We start from the raw sequence: 20491 nt of genomic DNA, 5'->3' as shown, positions 1-20491 counted from the left end.
TGCGTATCTGGTCGAGATCGCCGATCGGCTGAAGCCGTGTGCCTTCCTGGCCGGACCTGAGAGGGAGCGAGACCGAGAGAGCAAAGACGGCGGGTTGCAGGCTGGTGTCGAAACGCCTGCCGATCCGTGCAAGGAGCCTGAGCCGCAGGAGGTCAAGCAAACCATAGGCGATATAAAGACCCGCCATGGCGATCGAGAGCACTGTCAGGGTTGGAATGCTATGCGAAGGCAGGACGCGGTCATAGACCTGAAGCATGTAGAGCGAGCCGGTCAGACCAAGCAGATTGATCATTCCCGAGAAAACGGCAACGCAAACCAGTGCTGCGGCGCACGACCTTAGCGCGCGGCTGGGCGCGGAGAGGCCCGTTGGGGCAGTCCGGGAGCCGCCCCGGTTCTGTATCTGAATTGCCACATGCCCCCGCCTAACGTTCAGACTACGACGAAATCGGCATTCGTCATCGCCAGGTTTGCGGCAAGCGTGGCGAAGTGGGTGGAGCCACCTGCCGCGCTGCCGTTGCTGTCATAGGTGAGCCAGCCGGTGTCGGTCTCGTAGATGATGTGATCGGTGCCGTCGCCGGCAAGGCCGGTGGTGTTCTTGACGAACTGGTCGGCCGTCAGCGTGCCGTTGCCGCCAAGCGCTGTGAAGATCGCATTGTCGACCTGGATGGTGTCCTCGACCACCGAGAAATCGGTGATGTGGTCGACATTGGTCAAGGCGTCGAGCGCCGTATGGAAAACGAAATTGTCGCTGCCAGTTCCGCCGATCAGTGTATCGTTGCCCAGGTGGCCGTCGAGGATGTCGTTGCCCGCGCCGGCAGTCAGGATGTTGTCATGCCCGCCGCCAAATATCTGATCCGCAAACTGCGTACCGGTGACATTGCGGATATTGGTTACGGTATCCGTATTCCCAAACGAATCCGTTGCGGTATCGGCTGCCACCCCCAGTTGCGAGCCGCCTGCCCAGAGATTGACGACGATACCATGTGCGGCGCCGCTGCTGACGTCGGTACTGTAGTCGACCGTATCAGCGCCGGAATTGCCATTCATCGTGTCATTTCCACGTCCGCCAATCAGCCTGTCGTCGCCTGAATTGCCATTGATGATATCATTCCCGTCTCCGCCAATGAGCGTGTCGTTCCCGTCACCGCCGCTTATTGTATCGATGCCGCCTCCACCGATGAGAATGTTGGCGAGACTATCGCCGGTCAATGTGTCGCCACCACTACCGCCGGTGACATTCTCGATGTTGCGAATAGTATCTTCCGCGATCCCGCCGATCGTGACTTGAGCGTCAACGAACCTGGTTAGACTTACAGCAACAGCAGCGATTTGGTTGCTGTAGTCGGCCGTGTCGAGACCATCTCCACCATCCATAACATCATGACCGAGGCCTCCTCTGAAGATGTCGTTGCCGCCGAGGCCCACAAGTGTATTTGCACCATTGTTGCCAGTGATGATGTTGGCAATGGAATTGCCGGTGCCGTCGATGTCCGCCGATCCAGCCAGCGTCAGGTTTTCCAGTTCCTGGCCTGAGAGATTGAAGGAAACCGCGCTGTTGACCGTGTCAGTGCCCTGACCACTGGCCTCGATCACGTGATCGCCGGCATTGTCGACATAGTAGGTGTCGTTGCCTTGAGCGCCGCTCATCGTATCGGCGCCGAGAAGGCCATCGATGATGTTGTTGCCACTGTTGCCATTGATGATGTTGGCAATCGAGTTACCGGTGCCGTTGATGGACGCGGCGCTGCGCAGCTGCAGGTTCTCCAGCTCCTGACCCGACAGGTTGAAACTGACATAGGCCTGCACATTGTCGGTGCCCTGGCCGTTGAGCTCGATCACATGATCGCCGGCATTGTCGACATAGTAGGTGTCGTTGCCGAGATCGCCCTGCATCGTGTCGGCACCACCCTTGCCATCCAGTGTGTCGTTGCCTTCAAGGCCGATCAGCGTATTGACGCCAGCGTTGCCATTGAGAACGTTGGCGAGGGAATTGCCAGTTCCGTTGATGTTTGCCGCGGCGATCAGCGTCAGGTTTTCCAGTTCCTGGCCGGAGAGATTGAAGGAAATCGTGCTGTTGACCGTGTCAGTGCCCTGACCACTGGCCTCGATCACGTGATCACCAGCACTGTCGACATAATAGGTGTCGTTGCCTTGAGCGCCGCTCATCGTATCGGCGCCGAGAAGGCCGTTGATGATGTTGTTGCCACTGTTACCGGTAATCACATTGGCGATCGAATTGCCGGTGCCGTTGATGGAGGCCGCGCTGCGCAGCGCCAGGTTCTCCAACTCCTGACCGGAGAGGTTGAAGGAGACGTAGGCCTGCACATTGTCGGTGCCCTGGCCGTTGACCTCGATGACATGGTCGCCGGCATTGTCGACATAGTAGGTGTCGTTGCCGATGCCGCCCTGCATGGTGTCGGCACCTTCCTTGCCGTCCAGCGTGTCATTACCGCCAAGGCCGATCAGCGTGTTGATGCCGGAATTGCCGTTCAGCGCGTTGGCCAGACTGTTGCCGGTGGCGTTGATCGAAGCCGCGCTCCGCAGTGCGACGTTCTCGATATTGCCCGTAAAATGGTTGCCATCGCTGAGGTTGATCGAGATATAGCCATTGACGGTATCGGTGCCGTTGGCGCCGACCGAGCTTTCACTGACGCGATCGCCGACGTTGTCGACATAGTAGCTGTCGTTGCCTTGAGCGCCGCTCATCGTGTCGGCACCGCCGAGCCCGTTGATGATGTTGTTGCCGGAATTGCCGGTGATGATGTTGGCAATGGAATTGCCGGTGCCGTTGATCGAAGCCGCACCACGCAGCACCAGGTTCTCCAGCTCCTGACCGGAGAGATTGAAGGAAATCGTGCTGTTGACTGTATCGTTGCCCTGGCCGTTGGCCTCGATCACAAGATCGCCGGCATTATCGACCCAGTAGGTGTCGTTGCCGGTGCCACCGCTCATCGTGTCGGCGCCGGCCCCGCCATTGATGGTGTCGGCGCCGCCGAACCCATAGAGCACGTCGTGCAGCGGCGTTCCGTTCAGCGTGTCATTGCCACCCAGCGCAAGATTGAGCAGGCCCATCGTGTCATTGCTCAGGACGAAGCTCGTAACGTCGGTGGCCGCTACGTTCAGGCCCGTGATCTGCAGCACCGTGCCGCCAGCCACCACATACCGGACGGATGTGACGGTTCCACCGGTAGGGACGCCGGCGTCATAAGTGAATCCAGAGCCCTGAAAGAGGGTGTAATTCGACGCGTCGTCAAAAAACCTTGCATATAGAGGCTGCGGGTCCTCGAAGTCGTAGTCGAGCAGTGCTCCCACCTGCAGCGTATCGAAATTCAGTCCAAAAACCGTACCACCGCTGACCACAGCCATGACGTTCTCCCACCCAAGATTAATTATCCCAACCTAAACTTACGAGGTTTCCTGAAGCCGGGCGGAATTTTTCGTTCACGGCAAGGCGATATCTCGTTCGGGCAACGATAGTCACCCAAACCTAACCTCTCCGAAGCTGCCCGCTGGGTAGCTTCCCCATCCTTGTCCCTCACATTAGCAGTATCTTAATTATAGCGGCGAGTCCATTACTTCTATTCGCAAGTTCAGCAGAGCCGTTCGGTCAGGAGCGAGCGACTTTCGACTGGACTTCATGCGGGAACGAAAGCCACGGCGCGTTTTCGATGATCAAGGCCTCCGCGCTGTCGGCCGGGGCCGCGGCCGCGTCGAGGCAATCCACCGCGCCACCGAAGCGATAGCGAGCGCTAGCTCTAGCGGCGGCGCTCCCAAAGACCGCCGCGAAATAGCCGACGCGGCATTTATCCGGCAACCCGCGTCGGCTATCTCGAACTGGCCGAGGGACGCGCTTGGCGGCAACGGCACGCTGACGGCCGACCAGTTCGTCAAGAACACCACCGGCCTTGCCGGCGACGGCACCGATCACATCATCTACGAGACCGACACCGGCTGGCTCTACTATGACAGCAACGGCAATGCAGCAGGCGGCTCAACCCACTTCGCCACGCTGGCCGCAAACCTCGCGCTGACCAACGCGGATTTCGTCGTGATGTAGGCGGGTCTGGGGAAAACGCATGGGAACGGACAGGTCGCGATGATCTCAACGGTTCTGGTTCTTCTGGCTTCCGATGCCGCAATCGCCCAGCAAGCTCCGCTCGAACAGGAGCGATGCCGGCTTGGTGGCATGGGGTACAGCTTCCTGCCCACTACGCGGAAATCGCCGATTCCCTCGATTGCTGGATATGCCCCGCGACGTGGGCGATGCCCTTTGCTCCTGCCTACGAGATGGCCCGCGAATACCCCGAGCACTTGCGCAGAGTGCGCTGCCGAACGTTCGACGCATCCATGAGCACATGAAGGAAGTCGTTGCCGGCCATGAGCCAGGCTATCGACTCCTCTCTGAGAACGGCTGCCGGCAGGAAGCACGTTGAGCCGCGTTCATGACCGGCCCTGTTTATCAGGCTATCTTCGCCACTGAGGAAGTTACTTGAGTTTGAGACGCGATCGGGGCGCGACCGAATATTCGATCAGAAACCGCTCTTCCCATATCGATGAACGGGCGCTCGACATACCTCTCGGAAAAAGCAGCTATCGCCAAGGAAGGAAGCACCAATATCGCTCCGATTATCAAGCCGAATTCAATAGCGTAATCCTTAAAGATAGGCGGGTTGTAAACGGGTCGAACACCCCAAATGAGCAGTAGAAAAAACACGTTCCAGAGGTAGAAACCGAAGCTCACCTTGCCCAGAAACTGAGAGACCGGCGTGTTCAAAAACGTGGTGAGCTTCGTGGGTTTCACATAGACCAAAAGGCAAAGGAACAAATACCCGAACGAGGCTTGGAGCAATAACCCAATGAGGGCCGCAGGCAGAAACATGCGAACGAAAATAAAACCGAGAATAAGCACAGGCGCGCCAATGCGGTCGGCGATCCGGCCGGAATAGGCGCCTAACTCGGTCGGGATCAATGCCCCAATTCCCAGATAAAACAGATACATACTCAGCAACTTGTAGTTCAGCGCCAGCATAGGCAGTTTATAGGCGACAAGGCTGAAAAAAAGAAACAGCAGCGGTCCGATATATCCGTACCGGGCGAGTGCCCAGCCGCCTACGAGGATAAAAGGGACGGCGGCCATTTCGACTTGGAGCGTCCATGTTGACCCGACGATTTGGGTGCCGAGAAGTAGTGTGTTCCCCACGACCGCACGAACATCAAGGACGCCTAGATACAAACCGAAGTACTTCTCAACGCCCAGGAGCGCGGAGCAAGCCACGACACAGACAATGACGGCCGGGAAGACCCGCAGAACGCGCCGTACGGAAAAGGCAACGAACGACCTGACCACACCAAACCGCTCGGTTTCCTTGGCGGCGGATTGGGTCAGAACGCACCCGCTAAGCAAAAAGAAGATCACCACGGCGCTCTCACCGTTGAATACGGTCATCCAAAACTTGCTCCAGATCAAGTTGTGAGGAACGGCCTGGATAGGTGTCGAAATGATCTTGGTAAGGCCGTCCCAGTCGCACCCGAGGATGGCATGCCAGACCAAGACCACGACAGCCGCGTAGCCGCGCACGCCATCCAGGGCAGAAATACGGTGTGTCGTTCCGTTGGGCATATCGACATTGACGGGTTTCAGCATTCGACGGTCTCTACATGATGCCAAATGCTAGGCAATCGCTCGCGGCTGACCCCGCGTGAGATCGCTATCGGATGCGGCAGAGTTAGTTGAGCAGCCGACCAAATACAGCGCGGCACTCGCAAGAAATAACAGTTTTCTCATCTGATTTCCCCCGAGCAAATAATGAGGCAACTTCGCCTCGGGAGTCCAGCGATTTTGTTTCTTCTGGACGATCGGTCGACCGTCTAGTTAAGCCGCACTAAGTCAGCTTCGGGCTATTGCCCGCCCACAGAGTCCATGAACGTGAACATCTCACCACAAGCCTTAGTGTGGCCCTTACTCGCCGCGTCCTTGTCAAATTGCCGAAATCCGTCAGTCATGTACCGACGGGCTAGAGCTTCCGTCGATGTCGGGCAATCCTTTTTGAGCAAACTGAGGGTCTTCCTAATCGCATTCGATTCCGGATAGTTGCAGATCAACGACGCCCTCATAAATAGCCCGTACATCTTCCAGAGGTTCGGGCATTCGCCCTCACGCCCGCGCCATGAAGCATGGGGTCGTTTGTTACCTTCGTAGCCGTTTAGTGAGCACCTTCTAATACGGTGCAGCTCTCCAGTCAGGTGAGCCGAGCGACGAGAATTCGTGAGTTCCCTGCCTTCACCGGGCAAGGTGAACTGAAATACGGCGCCTCTAGGCTCGTTCGTGTCTGCCCACAGTCGGCCCCCGTGGGCGGCAACGTCCCCCTCGGATACGCGCGGCCGGGAGGGATGAGAAGCTCTCCTCGTGATTCCCAAGAGAGATGCCGCGTTCGCATGCACTAACTGCTCGCCAGGTAACCGACAGAGCGTTGCCCTCCGAAGGCAGAGGTCACAGGTTCGAATCCTGTCGGGTACGCCAATAAAATCAATTACTTAGTTGGAAAATTAGCTGATTTCTGGCCTCATCCCACATATCAGTCCCACATAGCGGTCCGCTTTACGGGATCGCACTGCACTTACCTATAGTGATAGCAGGGGTGTTTTCGGCAGAATCGCCAACAATGAAGCCGAAGCCGTAGAACTGTTGGAACCGAAGGGTCGCTTCATTGAATACGAACCCGGATCCGAGCCCGCCGCAGACAAGATGAATCTTGCCCCCCGGAGGCAAGTCGTTCTTGCATTCCTGCGTCGGATAGTTTTCACCGATTTTGGTCACTGTGTAGAGGGTGCCACTGCTGCCTGTAGGCGCAATGATGAACCGGTCATCCTTGACCGTGAAATTCGTCGGAGGCCAGTAGTTTGAACCCCGTGGATAGATCGGCGGCACAAAAGAATTGACTGGCTCCGGCATGGAGCGACTGGCCCAGGAATGCGGCTAAAATAACATGTCGGACATATAAAGGCATACGTCACTCCCCCGGCCCACCAAGGAGAGTACCCCAAGTTGTATCGGCCGCAAACGCGCGCAGTAGCTGTGAATCGGCGTAAGATGGGCAGCCTTTTCCGCCGGCTCGGGAAAAAAGTTCCGGAACCATTTTAGCGCATGCTAATTGAATCGCCGTTTTGCGAGTCTGTGCATGCGTTTGAAGTTTGTCGCACCACTAATGCCGACCCTGGTGGAGAAGCCTCCCGAGGGTGACAACTGGATTCTCGAGGTCAAGTTCGACGGCTACCGCTCGCAGATCTATCGGCGCGTGAACGATTCCCATTTTCAGAAGTTGCTGGCACATGTCAGCGCCAGAGCCCTATACTGCGACTCCGAGCGACCGAGCCTTGGCTGTTTGGAAATTAAGACGTCGGCGAATGATCGCCGCCTTTATTAAAGGTCTAAACTAGTGTCTCCAGCAGAGCGCAAACGGCGAGAGCGTGTTTATACTGGAGACAATACGACTTGGTCTTGGAGGGTTTCTCGTCCGATAGTATTGCGGGGCTTGGCGCTGGTTCACGACGGCATAATGGGTGCTGCCGCGATGTTGCTTTCGCTCGTGTTGAGGCTTGATTTCGATATTGTCGTTCAAAACCTGACGTATTTCCTTGGTGCAGCGGCTCTATTCGGGTTCATTGTCAGCGGCGTCGGTTTCTTGTTTGGGCTGAACCGTGGTATTTGGCGTTATGCGTCGCTGACGGATCTCCTAGCAATCACCTATGCTGCTAGCGCGTCCGTCGCTAGTTTCACAGTGGCCCAATTCCTGCTGGATCGACTGGGCTCGATTCCCCGTTCTTCGATCTTGATCGCCTGGGCCTTCCTGATCGTGCTGCTAGCCGGGCCGCGTGCCGCGTACCGGCTCTATCGCAATCGCCACGACACCGGTCGCTTGTTCGATCGCGGCACCTGCAAGTTCGTGCTGCTGGTTGGAGCCACCGACAACGCCGACGCCTTCCTGAGGACCACTAAGGAGAGAAATAATGCGTCATTCAATATCCTTGCGATAATCGACGAACGGGGTCGCAGGACCGGACGTTCTATTCGCGGGGTTCCAGTGTTGGGTCCGCTGGAAAGACTGCCGCAGATTCTCAATCGATTTGAGGCCCAGGGGCGCCGACCCGAGGCGCTCATCCTGACGCGTTCGCGCGAGGACTATCAACGGCACGCCAGCATCGAGGCGTTGGTTGAGATTGCGGCACAGCAGAAAGTCGAAATCCTGAAGCTCCCGAACCTTCTCGACATGCAAAGCATCGATGCTGAAATTGAGCCGCGTCCGATCAAGTTGGAAGATCTCTTGCATCGGCCGCCCGTTAGACTTGATGCGCTCAAGATCGCCTCGATGATCGAGGGCAGGACCGTCATGATCACCGGCGCGGGCGGTTCGATTGGATCCGAGCTGGCACGACAGGTTGCGGCCCTGAACCCACGCGGCCTCATTCTCGTGGACGCCAGCGAGCACCTTCTTTACTCTATCGAGACTGAACTCGCTGGCACCCGCCCGAGCCTCGAGTTGCATGCTGCCCTCTGCAACGTGCGCGAAAAGGACGCCGTCAACAGAATCGTTGCCAGCCATAGGCCCGACGTGCTCTTCCACGCAGCAGCACTCAAGCATGTGCCGATCGTTGAGGCTCAGCCGCTTGAAGGCCTTTTCACCAACGCGATCGGGACGCGTAATGTCGCTGAGGCCGCGCTTCGTGCCAACGTCTCCACGATGATTATGGTGTCGACCGACAAGGCTGTGAATCCCTCTAGCGTTATGGGCGCGACCAAGCGGATGGCGGAGATGTTCTGCCAAGCGATGGATCTGGACTTGGCCGTCAACGGCACACGTTTCGTCACCGTTCGGTTCGGCAACGTCCTGGGCTCGGCCGGATCCGTGGTCCCGCTGTTCGAGAAGCAGATCAGGGCCGGCGGCCCTGTGACAGTTACCCATCCGGAAATGGAACGCTTTTTCATGACAATTTCGGAAGCCTGCCTCCTCGTCCTGCAGGCGGCGGCGCATAGCCGCGAGCGGCAGCAGGAGCGCGGCCGAATTTACGTTCTCGACATGGGCTCGCCGGTGAAGATCGTGGATCTTGCTCGAAATCTCATCCGTCTCTCGGGGCACCGCCCGGACACCGACATTCAGATAGTCTACACCGGGCTTCGGCCTGGGGAAAAGCTTTGCGAGGAACTCTTCGACAACAAGGAAACCTTGAGCGGGACCGGTGCGTCGGGGATCCTGGCCGCATCTCCACGGTCGATCGAGGGAGCGCTGATCGTGCGCATCTTCGACGAAATGAAGCGCAGGATCGACGCCCAAGATTTGCCCGGCGCCCTACGGCTTCTGAAATCGACCGTCGGGGAGTTTATTCCGGGGAGCGAGATTCACCTGCTGATGAGCGGGGAGGACTCGGGCAAGCACTGATCCTCTTCGCGGTGCCACCTGCGAAGCTGACAATCGGAAGACCCTCATTCGCCATCGCGCCGGTTGCCTGCCAGAGGTGAGGGCAGGCGGCGCATCGTCTTTGAGAATCGACGCAAGGCCATGAAGCAGGGCCGCCGCCGAAGGGCATGAAGCGGCCGAGGACGCAATGGGTCAAGCCGGGGCTGATCGGCCGTGTGAAGCACCTGCGCGGCGAGGAAGACTTGCGGCATGCCTCGCTGCAGGATTTTCGGGAGGAAGGCTAATCCCTCATCTCGGGCAGGGCGTCGAAGTGGCCGATCTGCTTTGTGGCGCTCGGCTATAGCGTTTTCCCTGCACGCAGCATTGCCCTGGCGATTGCCAGCTCGGCCTCGACCCTGGCGTTTTCCTTTTGCGTGATGTTGTCAGCAGCGATTAGCCGGCGCAGCGAGCGCATCACCTCGCCGCGCGTCCAGCCGACATCCACCATGCAGTCGACGATCGCTTGAAAGCCTGGTTCCATCGCTTCCTGGCAGTCGACCTCCCGGTCGGCATAGTCACCCTTGTGTCGCGGCTGCTGGATCATAGGAAGCGCTCGCCCTCGCTGCGGTGCTCGTCAAGGTGTTGCTAATATACAGCACGGACCGCGTTCTCTGAACGGCCTCGCGCGTAAAGGCTACCTCCGACTGGCCGTTAGTGTCAGAATCACAAGAATCAAAGGTGAGGGCTGCACGATGGACACGCGGCAAAACAACCGTTTGGAGACGTGGTGTCTTCTAGCCGTTCCGCTGTCACTGCTCCGTACGGTAACAAGCAAGGGCTTCAACGTGCCGTCTGGTGAGTTGCTGCCTTACGCGGACAGCAGGGTGCGTCAGTCACACAACATGCGTTTCCATTGGTGCCATGCCCAAAAAGCAACTGCAAACCGGCATCGTGAAATACCATTTGGCCCTGACAGTACGATCTGCCTGTACGTGCCGCCTAAGTCATTCTGACATTCTGTCCAGTCTGGCCCTTGTCGCAAACCCCCGCCGCGATGAACTCGCGTCAACCGGCCAGCTTGATGGGGCACGATGGCAAAGTCGAATGGCGATCAATTGCGCCCGCCTCAAACAGTAAACAGCATCCAGAGTTGTAGAAAGCCCATCAAGACGAGGAGACCTACCGTCAGCGCGGCGAACAAATCTGTCGGGACCTCGGCGGCGTACCTCGCGTGGTGGGTTTCCAGTTTCGCCTCGGTATAGTCTTGGTTGAGTGCCTTGATCTCCTGGAGAGTTGACCTTCCTGCGAGAGCGCCGAAACATGATATGTTAAAAACTGACAAGGCTAGCGCCAGTTTTGCTGAAGCTGAGCGAAGCTGAATATCAGAAACAAGTTCGCGATCGAGACCGCGAATGTTATGCCCATTACCGCCATATAGTTGCCAAGTCGAGCATTCGTCAATGCGACCTGCTGATCTCTGGTGAGGTTTTCTTGGTCGGCAGTTACAATCATACCAAATGTCCTCCCATCAACCGCATCTGGGTCGATCGTACTCCTATGGTTACGATCCGCAACGCACAGCAGAAAATATAACGCGCGACTTATCTTTTCCTCAACCTCACCCCGGCGCCGCCACCATTCTCGGGGATGAACTCGACGCCGGCCGAGACCAGGGCGCGCTCAATCGCAGCCAATGCATCTTCCGATCCGCCATACCTGCCTGTCTCGAAATTTGAGATCGTGTTGCGGTGAACTCCGATGCCATGGAGGTATCAACCGCAGCGAAGTGCGACTGTGGGGGATACGGGTGGGGCGCGAACGGCTTCGCCAGGGATCGGAAGGCCCTACGCGAGTATATTAGAATTCGGTGAACAATGACCCCATGCTATCGATCGGCCCTTGCCGATACATCCGTCCACCTGCTAGCCTCGACTGGGGCTTGCTAAAGGCGAAATGCTAAACCGGATCGTAGCTTCCACCACACCTAACTCGCGGCACTTTAACTTTCTTATTTCTGACGACGTCATAGACGCTGTGCAGGGGTACGTCGGTTGCTGTGCTCCAGGACGCATCATTTCAACCTTTTCAGCAGTGCAATCCGTGCGAGACAAAGTCCCCGATTGCGCTCTGTCCGACGATCAGATTGAGCGTTACGCCGTATTGTGCGCAGTCGACCAAGCACTCGCGGTCCATTTCGATCGGAGAGGAAGTCTACGGGATCCTTACTCAAGCCTAAGCAGGAGCCACTGGCATCTCGTCCCGATCTGGAAAACCAAGGTGCGGACGACATGGGCACTTGCGCCGTTCGCACGACGTCCATGTTAACCGCGCCTTCAAAATCCAATAAGCCCTAAATAGGAGTTTCCGAGGCGTGGATGATCGTCGCGCTACATCGCCGGTGAGATATTGTGATTGACCCGGAAGAGGTTCTGCGGGGTCGTATTTCCGCTTAAGGGCGGCGAGCCGCGGATAGTTATCACAGAATGTCGCCTTAAGGCGCGCTTCGCCCTCGTCGTCCATCATGAAATTGGGGTGGGCGCCTGCGAGATTGTAAGGATGCACGCCCGTCCAGTAGTCACGCGTCCACTGCCTGAGCGCCGGCGCCTGCGCGGCATCGGAGCCCACGCCGACGATCACCATCGACCAGAGGGCATCGCGCATATTTCCAGGCTTGGGCGTCCGTCTTGCGGCGGTTCACCGCACCGTCAATCGGATAGAGGTGCATCGCTGATATTACGCCGGCGAAGGGAGCGGCCGGCTTGACGACAATCGTGGCGCCCGACACCACCCGAAGTAGCGGGTCGACCAGATAGCTGAACCTGGAGGAGAGGTTGGCGCGATAGGCGAGGCTGGCGGTGCTGTTGGGACCGCCCGTGTCGAAAATGGAGAAGGCCTTGAGCTTTTCGGAGATCTGCTCGACCGCGTCGGCCAGCGGATTCTTCCCGTTGCTGACGCGGCCGGCCGACCGTGCGCCGCCGATGATATGCGGCTCGATGCCGACATGTCCACGCGCATAGGAAAGCGCGTGAACGCCCGTCATGCTTGCGGCCGAGCCGATGATGTTGGTCATTTCCTTGGTGGCCTTCTCGGCCGGATCGGTCCTGGTCGAGTCTGCCACGCGGACGAAAACGCAGCGCGCCTCGATGCCTTGGGCGCAGACCGCGTTGATAGTGTCGATAGCTTTGCCTGTCGCGCCCAGGGCAGCGATCTTGTCGGCCTCATGAGTGAAGAACGCGACAGGTTCATTCAGCGGGAAAATCGTGTTGCTCGCGCCGGAAGCAGCGAACACGCAGGAGACGGTCGAAACGTCCGCGACCTCGATCGGGCGCGGCTCGTTGCCCGCCTGGATGAAGCGAGTGCAGTAGTTGAAAGGGGCTGTTGCCATCAAGGTTCTCCGGAAGGCGTTGGACGCTTTTGGAGACCCTACGTGTGGAGACCCTACTAGGGCCGATGCTCAACCGCCCTGACAGTGTCAAGGCGAATGGCAATAGTTCGGCGGGGGAGACACCAATGCTAGTTGGTTTTGCCTAAGTCGCCAAGCTCACGATATCGCGCGGCCATCTTTCAGAATGAGGCGTACGATGATCAGTGACGATTCGACAGCAAGGGAGGAACAAATGCCAATCGGAGCAGCAGTGGAGTATCTGCATAAGTTGCGCAGAGAGGCGATCAATGCGGGAGCGGGCAATGTAAAAGGGCTCACGCGTCATTTGCAGATGAACATTGGGAAGTCGCGGGATCTTTTGGAAACGACGGAGGCCACGGATGCTGCTCTGGCTCACCTTCTGGGGACGGGGAACGCGCTTATTTGGGAGCTTGCGCCTATTTCAAAACAGACCGCTGAGCTAAGGAAAGACAAGATTGCTGACTTAAGGCACGCCTTTGAAACGGCGTTAAACATCGCCGTTGAGGAGGTAAGAAAGGCGAAGCCAAAAGTCTAGGCGGCGCTCTGCTTCAAGGACTACGCCCGGCAGGTGGTGGCGAATGACAGAACATTGGCCGCAACCCTGGCCGAACGTGGCTTCGACATCGTTTCGGGCGGAACCGACACCCATCTGCTGCTGGTCGATCAGCGCAGCAAGAGCCTGTCCGGTAAGGATGCCGAGGAGGCGTTGGGCCGCGCCGGCCTGACATGCAACAAGAACGGCATTCCCTTTGACCCGGCGCCGCCCGCCGTCACCTCCGGCATCCGGCTGGGCACGCCGGCGGCAACGACACGCGGCTTTGGGGAAGGGGAGTTTGCACGTGTGGGACAGCTCATAGCCGACGTGCTCGACGCGGCCGGGACGCAACGGGGCACCAAGCAGGAGCAGGCGGCCCGCCACTCGGTCGCAGAGCTTTGCCAGGCATTCCAGATCTACGCTTGCTGAACCGTCCGAAGGAAGGCGGTTCAAGGTGTGGAAGCAAACGCTTGCATACCACGCAGCCGGAACGCAGTTCGATTTCGTTTGCAGCGTGGGCACGCACCAGCAACAGAATATAGGCGCGGACTAAGCTGACCGCTGGCGAAAAGGCCTCCGGAAGCGGCGGCGTAGGCGTTCTTTTGCGCCCTCAGTATCTGTTTGCGCTCCTGATGGTGCCGCTTGCCGTTTTTTTTCACCTTGAACCCGAGTAGCCTCGATAAACTTGCAGGCAAGGGCTGGATCGCACTGGCGCTGGTGGTGTCCGCCACCTGGCGCCCGCTACGCATCCTGCTTGGCGCATGGCTGTTCGGCGGTATGACGATCCTCCAGCTTCAGGGACAAGCGCTCGGACTTGAAGTGCCGTCCGAACTGCTGTCAGCCCTTCCTTATCTGGCCACCATCATCGTCCTGGTGCTGATCTCTCGAGACCGCCAGAGTCTTGCGCTCCATTTCCCGGCCTCGCTTGCAAAGCCATTTCGCCCGGCGAGTTGAGCGGCGGGCCTATTCCCTGTTGTAGGGAATGCCGAATGCAGGCAGCCGGCATCATGCCCTACTCGAGGAGTAGGGCCACCTGCGCGCGCCGGTCACTTCACGGAAAAGTCGACCGCTTCCTTCATCGTGCCGTCAACCGCGATCTGCACCTGATAGGCGCCGACCGGCCAGCCGGCATCCGGCTTGGTCATCGAGGAGTCGACATGGTTTTCGATCTTGCCGATTTCGAAGCTGACCTCGTCGATCTTGTAGTTCGCCGGCGCTACACCGCCCGAATCCACCGAAATCCAGCTCACGGTTAGCTTCGATCCCGAGGCCACCGCGTCGGTCAGGTCGGCGGAGAGGAAGATCTTGGCCGTATCCGGCGCAAATGTCACCTGAGTCTCTTTCGCGTCCTTGCTTGCGGACAGCACGATGTTTTCGAACCCTTCGGCCTGCGCGTGCACAGCGAACGTCCCAACCGCCACCAAGGCGGCTGCCCCCATCATCATCGACCGAATGCGCATGCTCTTCCCTTTGGACTGAACCCGCGGCCCGCGTCCGACTCATGTGGTGCGTGCCCGCGACCGCTTTAGTAGAATGCGAGGACAGGGTTTGTCCATGGAGCCGCGGCGCCATGATCTGCCTTTTGACGTGATCCTCCATGTCCGTCGTCAGGGATTTTGAGACGTGGCCTAGCTTGATCTAGCGCGCGTTCGTTCGCCACCGGGGGGCGAGTCAGGAGAGCGCTACCGCCTTTCCCCACATTCGCAAACCCTGCGATATTTCCTACGGTGCTGGGCATGACTATGGCGTTGCGGCGAACGTCGCTTACGACATCGTTCCCGGCTTCATGGTCACGGGCGAAGTTGACTACGATCACGACGGAAAGTTTGGCAGCTTGACCGATGCCAACCGCAACTGGACCAACGCCGACAAGACGAACAGCGTCGGCGGTATCCTCCGCTTACAGCGCTCGTTCTAGACTAACAGGCCAACTGATCTGGCAGAGACGGCCCACAGTGGAAACTGCGGGCCGTCTCATCTTAGCATTTTGCCAATTTGAAACTGCACAAGAGGACATTCTTTGCTGCCGGAATGATATGCGCAGATTTCTTCGGAGTTTGCGGAACGCAGCGTTCTGGCCCGCGACATACATCTTTGGGCCTGTCTACACGTGGATTCATTCTATGACTCTCCGGTCGTCGGGAAAAGTCGAAGGAAGAGGGGCCCGTTGCAAACCTTTCTGTTACAATCTGTGTGGCATGGCCTTCCGCGTTTGCGGAGGAGTTTAGACGTTCCGAGGCCCACGCTATTCTTGACCCGTAGCGAGCGCCACCCGTAATGGTGGTGAAATCCCACAAACGGGTCTTGCGCCAGGTGCCCGACAGGGCGTTTCTGCGCCTTGCAAGCGCTCTCGCGCGCCAAGCGGCCCGCGAAGATCACGCGCGTGAACAGGCCGAGAAGATACATCATGAATCGAGCCGCGATCTAGGCCGAATGGGTGGTCTATGCTAAGCGCCCCTTCGCCGGGCCCGAGGCGGTGCTCGCCTATCTGTCCCGCTACACCCATCGCGTCGCCATCTCAAACAGCCGGCTCGTCAGCCTCGACGACAACGGCGTCACCTTCCGCTGGAAGGACTATCGCGCCAGGGGCAAGGCGCCCGGCCAGGCCTTCATCAAGTCCATGACCCTGGCGGTGGGCGAATTCATCCGGCGCTTCCTGCTCCACGTCCTGCCCGACGGCTTCCATCGCATCCGCCACTACGGCATGTTCGCCAGCGCCGTGCGCGCCGCCAACATCGCCAACCTGCGCGCCCTCATCAGCGAGCCGGAAGTGCAAAGAGAAGCCAGCAAAGCCGAGGGCGAAGATGAACCATCAGCCGACGCGCCCCGCTGCCGATGCTGCGGTGGGCGCATGACCACCTTCGAGTTCTTCGCCCGTGGCGAGACACCGCACCTGGTCTCGCGGAACCATCTGGATCGACACCTCATGATCGCCACCGCACCGTTCGCGCCCGGTCGCTGCCGTTCCTGCCGCGCCGATCCGATCACCCCCGGCGCGTGCGCCTCAGTCATGCTGCGCGCACCCGGTGGCATGGCCCGCCCACGGCATATCGACCATCGTCAGCGGCAGAACCAACGTTTTGCCGGCTGCGGAACGAACAACTATCGCCGCGCGCGCCGATTGCATTGCCGCCCAACACCGACGCCGCCAACAAATCCCCATAGCATCCCACAAAACCGATCATCGCCGGAGCGGTATCCCGCGGTTTCTTTCCCTGGAGGCTTTCCGACGCCGGCCCCGTGCCGAAGGAGAGGCTTTCGCTTGGGCCGGCATCCGAAGCCCTTCACATAACCGGACCTTCGTGACAAATCTCAAAAGCGGACGTTTAGCTGCACGGCCAAAACTGAAGGCCTAACTGTTTTCGCAGGAAGGACGGTCTATGCAGATCTGGCGCCTCTTTCCAAATCGGCGACGAGGCACTTATGGAAAGAACGCGCACAAGCAAGTGTTGGCAGTTTGAGAACGCGCGGATATGCGGCACAACGGTGGCTGCAACGCCGAGCCGAGAATGGCGATCTGACGCAATGTCCAAGCCGCAGAAGGACAGTTACCCGTGACGCAGAAAGGAATCACACTAAAAGACGTTGCCGCAGCGGCTAAGGTGTCGCGCGCCACGGCCGCGCGGGCGCTGAACAGCTATGGTTACGTTGGCGACGAGACAGCGCTCCGCGTGCTTGAAGCAGCCGAAAGGCTGGGCTATCGGGCCAACCTCGTCGCGCAGGCGCTGCGCAGCGGACAGTTGCCGATCGTAGGCTTCGTGCCCGGCGACATCCAGAATCCGTTCTTCGCCCGAATCGCGCACGACATAGAGGTCGAGCTGCGCAAGCACCGCCACAATCTTCTGATCGCCAGCAGCGAAGAGAACGTCGAGCAGGAAAAGGAGTTGCTGGAGAGCCTGCGCTCGCTGAGCATCCGCGGCTTCATTCTGGCGCCGACATCGGCGACCGATAACCAGCACATCGTGCAGCTGGCGCACGAAGGCGCACCGGTCGTGCTGATCGATCGCGTCGTAAAGGAACTGCAATGCGATAGCGTCGTCGTCGACAACGAAGGCGGCGCGCGCGAAGCGGTGGATTACCTCGTTTCCAATGGACACGACCGTATCGGCCTGTTGCGCGATGACTCACGCATCTTCACCGCGCAGGAACGCCTCGCAGGCTATCAGAATTCATTGCAGTCGCATGGCATAGCGCTCGACGAATCGCTGATCGGCGTCGCGCGTTCGACAGTCGAGCATGCTGTCGACGCTACCATCCGCCTGTTCAGCCGCCGCAACCGCCCGACCGCCCTGTTCACGGTGGACAGCCTGATGACCCAGGGCGCGCTTCTCGGCCTGCGCTCAATGGGGCTTTCGATCCCGCACGACGTGTCGCTGGTCGGCTTCGACGACTTCAATCTCGCCACCTTCACCGATCCGCAGATCACGGTCGTGGCCCAGCCGATCTCCGAGATCGGTCCGCTCGCCGCCAGGTTTCTGCTTGAACGGTTAGCCGGCAAGAAGATCGCGCCGCGTCATATCCGGTTCCCGACGCGCCTGATTGTCCGTGGCTCGGTCGCACAGCTCCACGGGCGCTGACCGGGACCAGAATCTTCCAGTTTCGACAAATTTCATCGCGAGGGGACTTGCCAGCCGCGAAAATTCGTGCCCATTATCGCGATGTGAGATCGATCTCACATCCGTATTGATCGAAGACTGGTTAGACGGCGCATCGACGCTTGCGCCAAGGCAGACGCTCTGCCGCATCCGAAGTACGAGGAAGAACTACATGCTGAACTTTGATAAGGACCGCTTCATAAAGATCCAGAGCGGTGCCGTTTCCATCGCCGGCGAGGCACGCTCGCTCATGCGCACGCTGCTTGCGGAAGGCGTCGAGCGACTGTTTTTCATGGGTACCGGCGGCGTGCAGCTTCTGACCCTACCCGCGATCGAGCTGGCGCATCGCTACTCCACCTTCCCGGTGAGCGCTGCATATCCGGCCCAGGTCGTTCTCGATCCGCCGGCCGGTCTCGACAACAAGGCCGTGGTCGTCATTCCCTCGCTGTCGGGCACGACAAAGGAGGGCGTCGAGCTCATGGCTTTCCTGAAGAAGCGAGGCGTGCGCACCGTCTCGCTCACCGGCCACTCGGACACGCCGATCGCGCAGGAAGCCGACCACAATTTCACGAACTTCGCCGAGGACGACACCTCCTCGGAATCGTTCTACCTGCAGACGCTGCTGATCGTCCTGGCGCTGCTGGCCGAGCGCGGCGAATATGACGGCTTCGACGCGGCTGTCGCCGAACTCCAGCTGCTGCCCGGCCTGCTCGCCGATGCGAAAGCCGCCTTCGAAGACAAGGCCGCCGAACTGGCCGCGACCATCAAGGACGAGACCTATCACATCTTCACCGGCGCCGGCTCGGTGTGGCCGGAGGCGAACTATTACGGCATGTGCATCCTCGAAGAGATGCAGTGGATCCGTACCCGCCCGGTGCACGCCGCGGACTTCTTCCACGGCACGCTCGAGCTGGTCGAGCCGGGCGTCAGCGTCTTCGTGTTCAAGGGCGAGGACGCCCTTCGGCCCTTGGCCGATCGGGTCGAGAACTTCGCCAGGCGCTACACCGACCGCGTCCGCACACTGGATGCCGCCTCGGTTAAATTGCCGGGCATCTCCCAGCAGGTGCGCGGCATGATCTCGCCGGTCCTGCTCGCGACCTTGCTCGAGCGGCTGAGCGCGCATCTCGAGGTGCTGCGCAACCACCCGCTGACGACCCGTCGCTACTACAAACGCGTTGAATACTGATCCCCTCTCAACCTCTGAAGGAGCTGCTTATGAAACGTTCGCTGCAAGTCGTGGCGGTCACAGTGGCCGCGGTATCATCATTGGGGCTGTCGATGTACGGCAGTTCCGCTGCTTCGCCGGCTGTCGCGGCCGATCCCAACGCCAAGGTCGAATATAGCGGCACGCTGTCGATCCTGACCAAGTTCGGGCTGCAGCAGCTGTCGCCCTATTTCGTCAATCTGGCGCAGGAATACGAGAAGCTCCATCCGGGCGTTAAGGTCGAACTCATCCAGGAAAGCGACGACAGCGTGAAGGGTAAGACGAAGACGCTGGTCGCTTCGAACTCGCTGCCCGATGTCTACTTCTCCTGGACGGGCAGCTGGGGTGGCAACTTCGTCCGCGGCAATCGCGCCGTCGACCTGAGCAAGGTCATCGGCCCCGATACCGACTGGGGCAAGACGCTCTCTCCGGCGGCCGTCAAAGCGTTCGAGTACAATGGCAAGCTCTACGGCATCCCGCTTTATCAGGATGCCAAGTTCATGGGCTACAACAAGCAGATCTTCGCCAAGCTCGGCTTGAAGGCGCCAGCCAATTTCGAGGAACTGCTGACGAGCTGCGATGCCATTCGCAAATCCGGCGCGACGCCGATCTCGCTGGGCAACAAGGAAGCGTGGCCGGCAATCCACTTTGCGGGCCAGTTGCTCGCCTACAATGTGGCGCAGCTAACGCTGGAACGCGACTTCGATCCGGCCACGGCTGAATACACCGATCCGGGCTATGTCGCAGCGCTCAACCAATTCAGCCAGCTTGTCGAACGCTGCACCGACGGCGCCGGCGTCAACGGCACGTCCTATGCCTCGGCTCTCCAGGCCTTCACCAACGCGCAGTCAGCCATGTACTATCAGGAGATCATTGAGTTCGATCAGGCTGCCACGTCGGACTCGGCGCTGAAGCCTGCCGATTTCGGCTTTTTCAAACTGCCCGTGCCCGATGGCGCCAAGGGTGATCCCAAGTCGATCGAGGGCGCGCCAGAGGGCTACATGATCAACGCGGCGTCGAAAAACATCCCGCTGGCGATCGATTTCATGAAGTTCGTGACCTCGACGGAAAACGCGCAGATCCTGTCCGCGCCACCCTATGGTCAACCGAGCGCCACCATCGGCGGCGCCTCGGAATCGAACATGAGTGTATCGGTGGTCGACGGCCTCAAGGAGATCAATGCGGCTTCGTTCCTGATGCCCTGGCTCGATACGGCCAATCCACCGCGCATCGCTGCTGTCTGGCTGTCCAGCCTGCAGGCGCTGGCGGGTGGCTCGATGACGCCTGAGCAAGTGATGGACGAGGTGCGCAAGGCCGCCTCCGCAGCCAAATAAAGCAGACAATGGTCAGGACATCGGA

At 59.1% G+C, this 20491-nt stretch carries 13 protein-coding genes and 6 pseudogenes; 11 read left to right on the top strand and 8 right to left on the bottom strand.

What is annotated here, in order from left to right; genetic code table 11:
• Together B5V02_RS21130 and B5V02_RS21125 are read right to left on the bottom strand one after the other, a co-directional pair.
• Positions 1 to 292: pseudogene (locus B5V02_RS21130) on the bottom strand (type I secretion system permease/ATPase); the annotation flags it as partial.
• Between the two features lie 137 nt (positions 293 to 429).
• A complete protein-coding gene (locus B5V02_RS21125) occupies positions 430 to 3366 on the bottom strand; it encodes a beta strand repeat-containing protein (RefSeq protein WP_111546049.1) in 2937 nt (978 codons plus the stop codon).
• 481 nt (positions 3367 to 3847) lie between these two features.
• Here B5V02_RS21125 and B5V02_RS41780 point away from each other — a divergent pair.
• A pseudogene (locus tag B5V02_RS41780) lies at positions 3848 to 4057 on the top strand (calcium-binding protein); the annotation flags it as partial.
• Positions 4058 to 4459: 402 nt separating this feature from the next.
• On the opposite strand, the gene B5V02_RS21115 reads toward B5V02_RS41780, so the two are convergent.
• Positions 4460 to 5644: an acyltransferase family protein gene (locus B5V02_RS21115; RefSeq protein WP_111546047.1), complete on the bottom strand. Its 1185-nt coding sequence runs from the start codon at positions 5642 to 5644 to the stop codon at positions 4460 to 4462.
• Between the two features lie 954 nt (positions 5645 to 6598).
• A complete protein-coding gene (locus tag B5V02_RS21100) occupies positions 6599 to 6952 on the bottom strand; it encodes a hypothetical protein (RefSeq protein WP_111546045.1) in 354 nt (117 codons plus the stop codon).
• Between the two features lie 226 nt (positions 6953 to 7178).
• Between B5V02_RS21100 and B5V02_RS42920 the strand changes: the two genes are divergently transcribed.
• Together B5V02_RS42920 and B5V02_RS21090 are read left to right on the top strand one after the other, a co-directional pair.
• A complete protein-coding gene (locus B5V02_RS42920) occupies positions 7179 to 7424 on the top strand; it encodes a hypothetical protein (protein WP_245446077.1) in 246 nt (81 codons plus the stop codon).
• A gap of 132 nt (positions 7425 to 7556) precedes the next feature.
• Positions 7557 to 9434 carry a polysaccharide biosynthesis protein gene (locus B5V02_RS21090; RefSeq protein ID WP_111546044.1) on the top strand — a complete coding sequence of 626 codons (1878 nt, stop codon included), beginning with the start codon at positions 7557 to 7559 and terminating at the stop codon, positions 9432 to 9434.
• Positions 9435 to 9750: 316 nt separating this feature from the next.
• On the opposite strand, the gene B5V02_RS21080 is transcribed toward B5V02_RS21090, so the two are convergent.
• The 3 genes from B5V02_RS21080 to B5V02_RS41765 all read right to left on the bottom strand — a co-directional run bounded on the left by B5V02_RS21080 (position 9751) and on the right by B5V02_RS41765 (position 12777).
• Positions 9751 to 9996 carry a hypothetical protein gene (locus B5V02_RS21080; protein WP_111546043.1) on the bottom strand — a complete coding sequence of 82 codons (246 nt, stop codon included), beginning with the start codon at positions 9994 to 9996 and terminating at the stop codon, positions 9751 to 9753.
• A gap of 1628 nt (positions 9997 to 11624) precedes the next feature.
• Positions 11625 to 11912: a hypothetical protein gene (locus B5V02_RS41770; protein WP_245446081.1), complete on the bottom strand. Its 288-nt coding sequence runs from the start codon at positions 11910 to 11912 to the stop codon at positions 11625 to 11627.
• A 55-nt stretch (positions 11913 to 11967) separates the two neighbouring features.
• On the bottom strand, positions 11968 to 12777 hold the full coding sequence (locus tag B5V02_RS41765; protein ID WP_245446075.1) for a phage tail sheath protein: 810 nt from the start codon (positions 12775 to 12777) through the stop codon (positions 11968 to 11970).
• Between the two features lie 196 nt (positions 12778 to 12973).
• Here B5V02_RS41765 and B5V02_RS21060 point away from each other — a divergent pair, with 196 nt between their 5' ends.
• From B5V02_RS21060 to B5V02_RS21050, 3 genes and pseudogenes are all read left to right on the top strand, one after another.
• Positions 12974 to 13333 carry a hypothetical protein gene (locus B5V02_RS21060; protein ID WP_146606117.1) on the top strand — a complete coding sequence of 120 codons (360 nt, stop codon included), beginning with the start codon at positions 12974 to 12976 and terminating at the stop codon, positions 13331 to 13333.
• 12 nt (positions 13334 to 13345) lie between these two features.
• A pseudogene (glyA, locus tag B5V02_RS21055) lies at positions 13346 to 13762 on the top strand (serine hydroxymethyltransferase); the annotation flags it as partial.
• Positions 13763 to 14020: 258 nt separating this feature from the next.
• A pseudogene (locus B5V02_RS21050) lies at positions 14021 to 14287 on the top strand (ABC transporter permease); the annotation flags it as partial.
• A gap of 92 nt (positions 14288 to 14379) precedes the next feature.
• On the opposite strand, the gene B5V02_RS21045 reads toward B5V02_RS21050, so the two are convergent.
• On the bottom strand, positions 14380 to 14793 hold the full coding sequence (locus B5V02_RS21045) for a hypothetical protein (protein ID WP_167458595.1): 414 nt from the start codon (positions 14791 to 14793) through the stop codon (positions 14380 to 14382).
• 278 nt (positions 14794 to 15071) lie between these two features.
• Here B5V02_RS21045 and B5V02_RS21040 point away from each other — a divergent pair.
• The 5 genes and pseudogenes from B5V02_RS21040 to B5V02_RS21020 all read left to right on the top strand — a co-directional run.
• A pseudogene (locus tag B5V02_RS21040) lies at positions 15072 to 15251 on the top strand (porin); the annotation flags it as partial.
• Between the two features lie 510 nt (positions 15252 to 15761).
• Positions 15762 to 16205: pseudogene (locus B5V02_RS21035) on the top strand (IS91 family transposase); the annotation flags it as partial.
• Positions 16206 to 16887: 682 nt separating this feature from the next.
• Positions 16888 to 17910, top strand: coding sequence for a LacI family DNA-binding transcriptional regulator (locus B5V02_RS21030; RefSeq protein ID WP_111546038.1), 1023 nt, complete (start codon positions 16888 to 16890; stop codon positions 17908 to 17910).
• Between the two features lie 190 nt (positions 17911 to 18100).
• On the top strand, positions 18101 to 19114 hold the full coding sequence (locus B5V02_RS21025) for an SIS domain-containing protein (RefSeq protein WP_111546037.1): 1014 nt from the start codon (positions 18101 to 18103) through the stop codon (positions 19112 to 19114).
• Between the two features lie 29 nt (positions 19115 to 19143).
• Positions 19144 to 20466 carry an ABC transporter substrate-binding protein gene (locus B5V02_RS21020; RefSeq protein ID WP_111546036.1) on the top strand — a complete coding sequence of 441 codons (1323 nt, stop codon included), beginning with the start codon at positions 19144 to 19146 and terminating at the stop codon, positions 20464 to 20466.
• Positions 20467 to 20491: the final 25 nt, after the last annotated feature.

The organism is Mesorhizobium kowhaii (assembly GCF_003253745.1).
Lineage (GTDB): Bacteria > Pseudomonadota > Alphaproteobacteria > Rhizobiales > Rhizobiaceae > Mesorhizobium > Mesorhizobium kowhaii.
Note: the sequence above shows the minus strand (reverse complement) of the source record. Positions and strands in the feature narration are given on the sequence as shown.

Excerpts from the sequence above, each read along its gene's own strand:
- B5V02_RS21125 (WP_111546049.1), bottom strand. The coding sequence starts at position 3,366 with ATGGCTGTGGTCAGCGGTGGTACGGTTTTTGGACTGAATTTCGATACG.
- B5V02_RS21115 (WP_111546047.1), bottom strand. The coding sequence starts at position 5,644 with ATGCTGAAACCCGTCAATGTCGATATGCCCAACGGAACGACACACCGT.
- B5V02_RS21100 (WP_111546045.1), bottom strand. The coding sequence starts at position 6,952 with ATGCCGGAGCCAGTCAATTCTTTTGTGCCGCCGATCTATCCACGGGGT.
- B5V02_RS42920 (WP_245446077.1), top strand. The coding sequence starts at position 7,179 with ATGCGTTTGAAGTTTGTCGCACCACTAATGCCGACCCTGGTGGAGAAG.
- B5V02_RS21090 (WP_111546044.1), top strand. The coding sequence starts at position 7,557 with ATGGGTGCTGCCGCGATGTTGCTTTCGCTCGTGTTGAGGCTTGATTTC.
- B5V02_RS21080 (WP_111546043.1), bottom strand. The coding sequence starts at position 9,996 with ATGATCCAGCAGCCGCGACACAAGGGTGACTATGCCGACCGGGAGGTC.
- B5V02_RS41770 (WP_245446081.1), bottom strand. The coding sequence starts at position 11,912 with ATGGACGACGAGGGCGAAGCGCGCCTTAAGGCGACATTCTGTGATAAC.
- B5V02_RS41765 (WP_245446075.1), bottom strand. The coding sequence starts at position 12,777 with ATGGCAACAGCCCCTTTCAACTACTGCACTCGCTTCATCCAGGCGGGC.
- B5V02_RS21060 (WP_146606117.1), top strand. The coding sequence starts at position 12,974 with ATGATCAGTGACGATTCGACAGCAAGGGAGGAACAAATGCCAATCGGA.
- B5V02_RS21045 (WP_167458595.1), bottom strand. The coding sequence starts at position 14,793 with ATGCGCATTCGGTCGATGATGATGGGGGCAGCCGCCTTGGTGGCGGTT.
- B5V02_RS21025 (WP_111546037.1), top strand. The coding sequence starts at position 18,101 with ATGCTGAACTTTGATAAGGACCGCTTCATAAAGATCCAGAGCGGTGCC.
- B5V02_RS21020 (WP_111546036.1), top strand. The coding sequence starts at position 19,144 with ATGAAACGTTCGCTGCAAGTCGTGGCGGTCACAGTGGCCGCGGTATCA.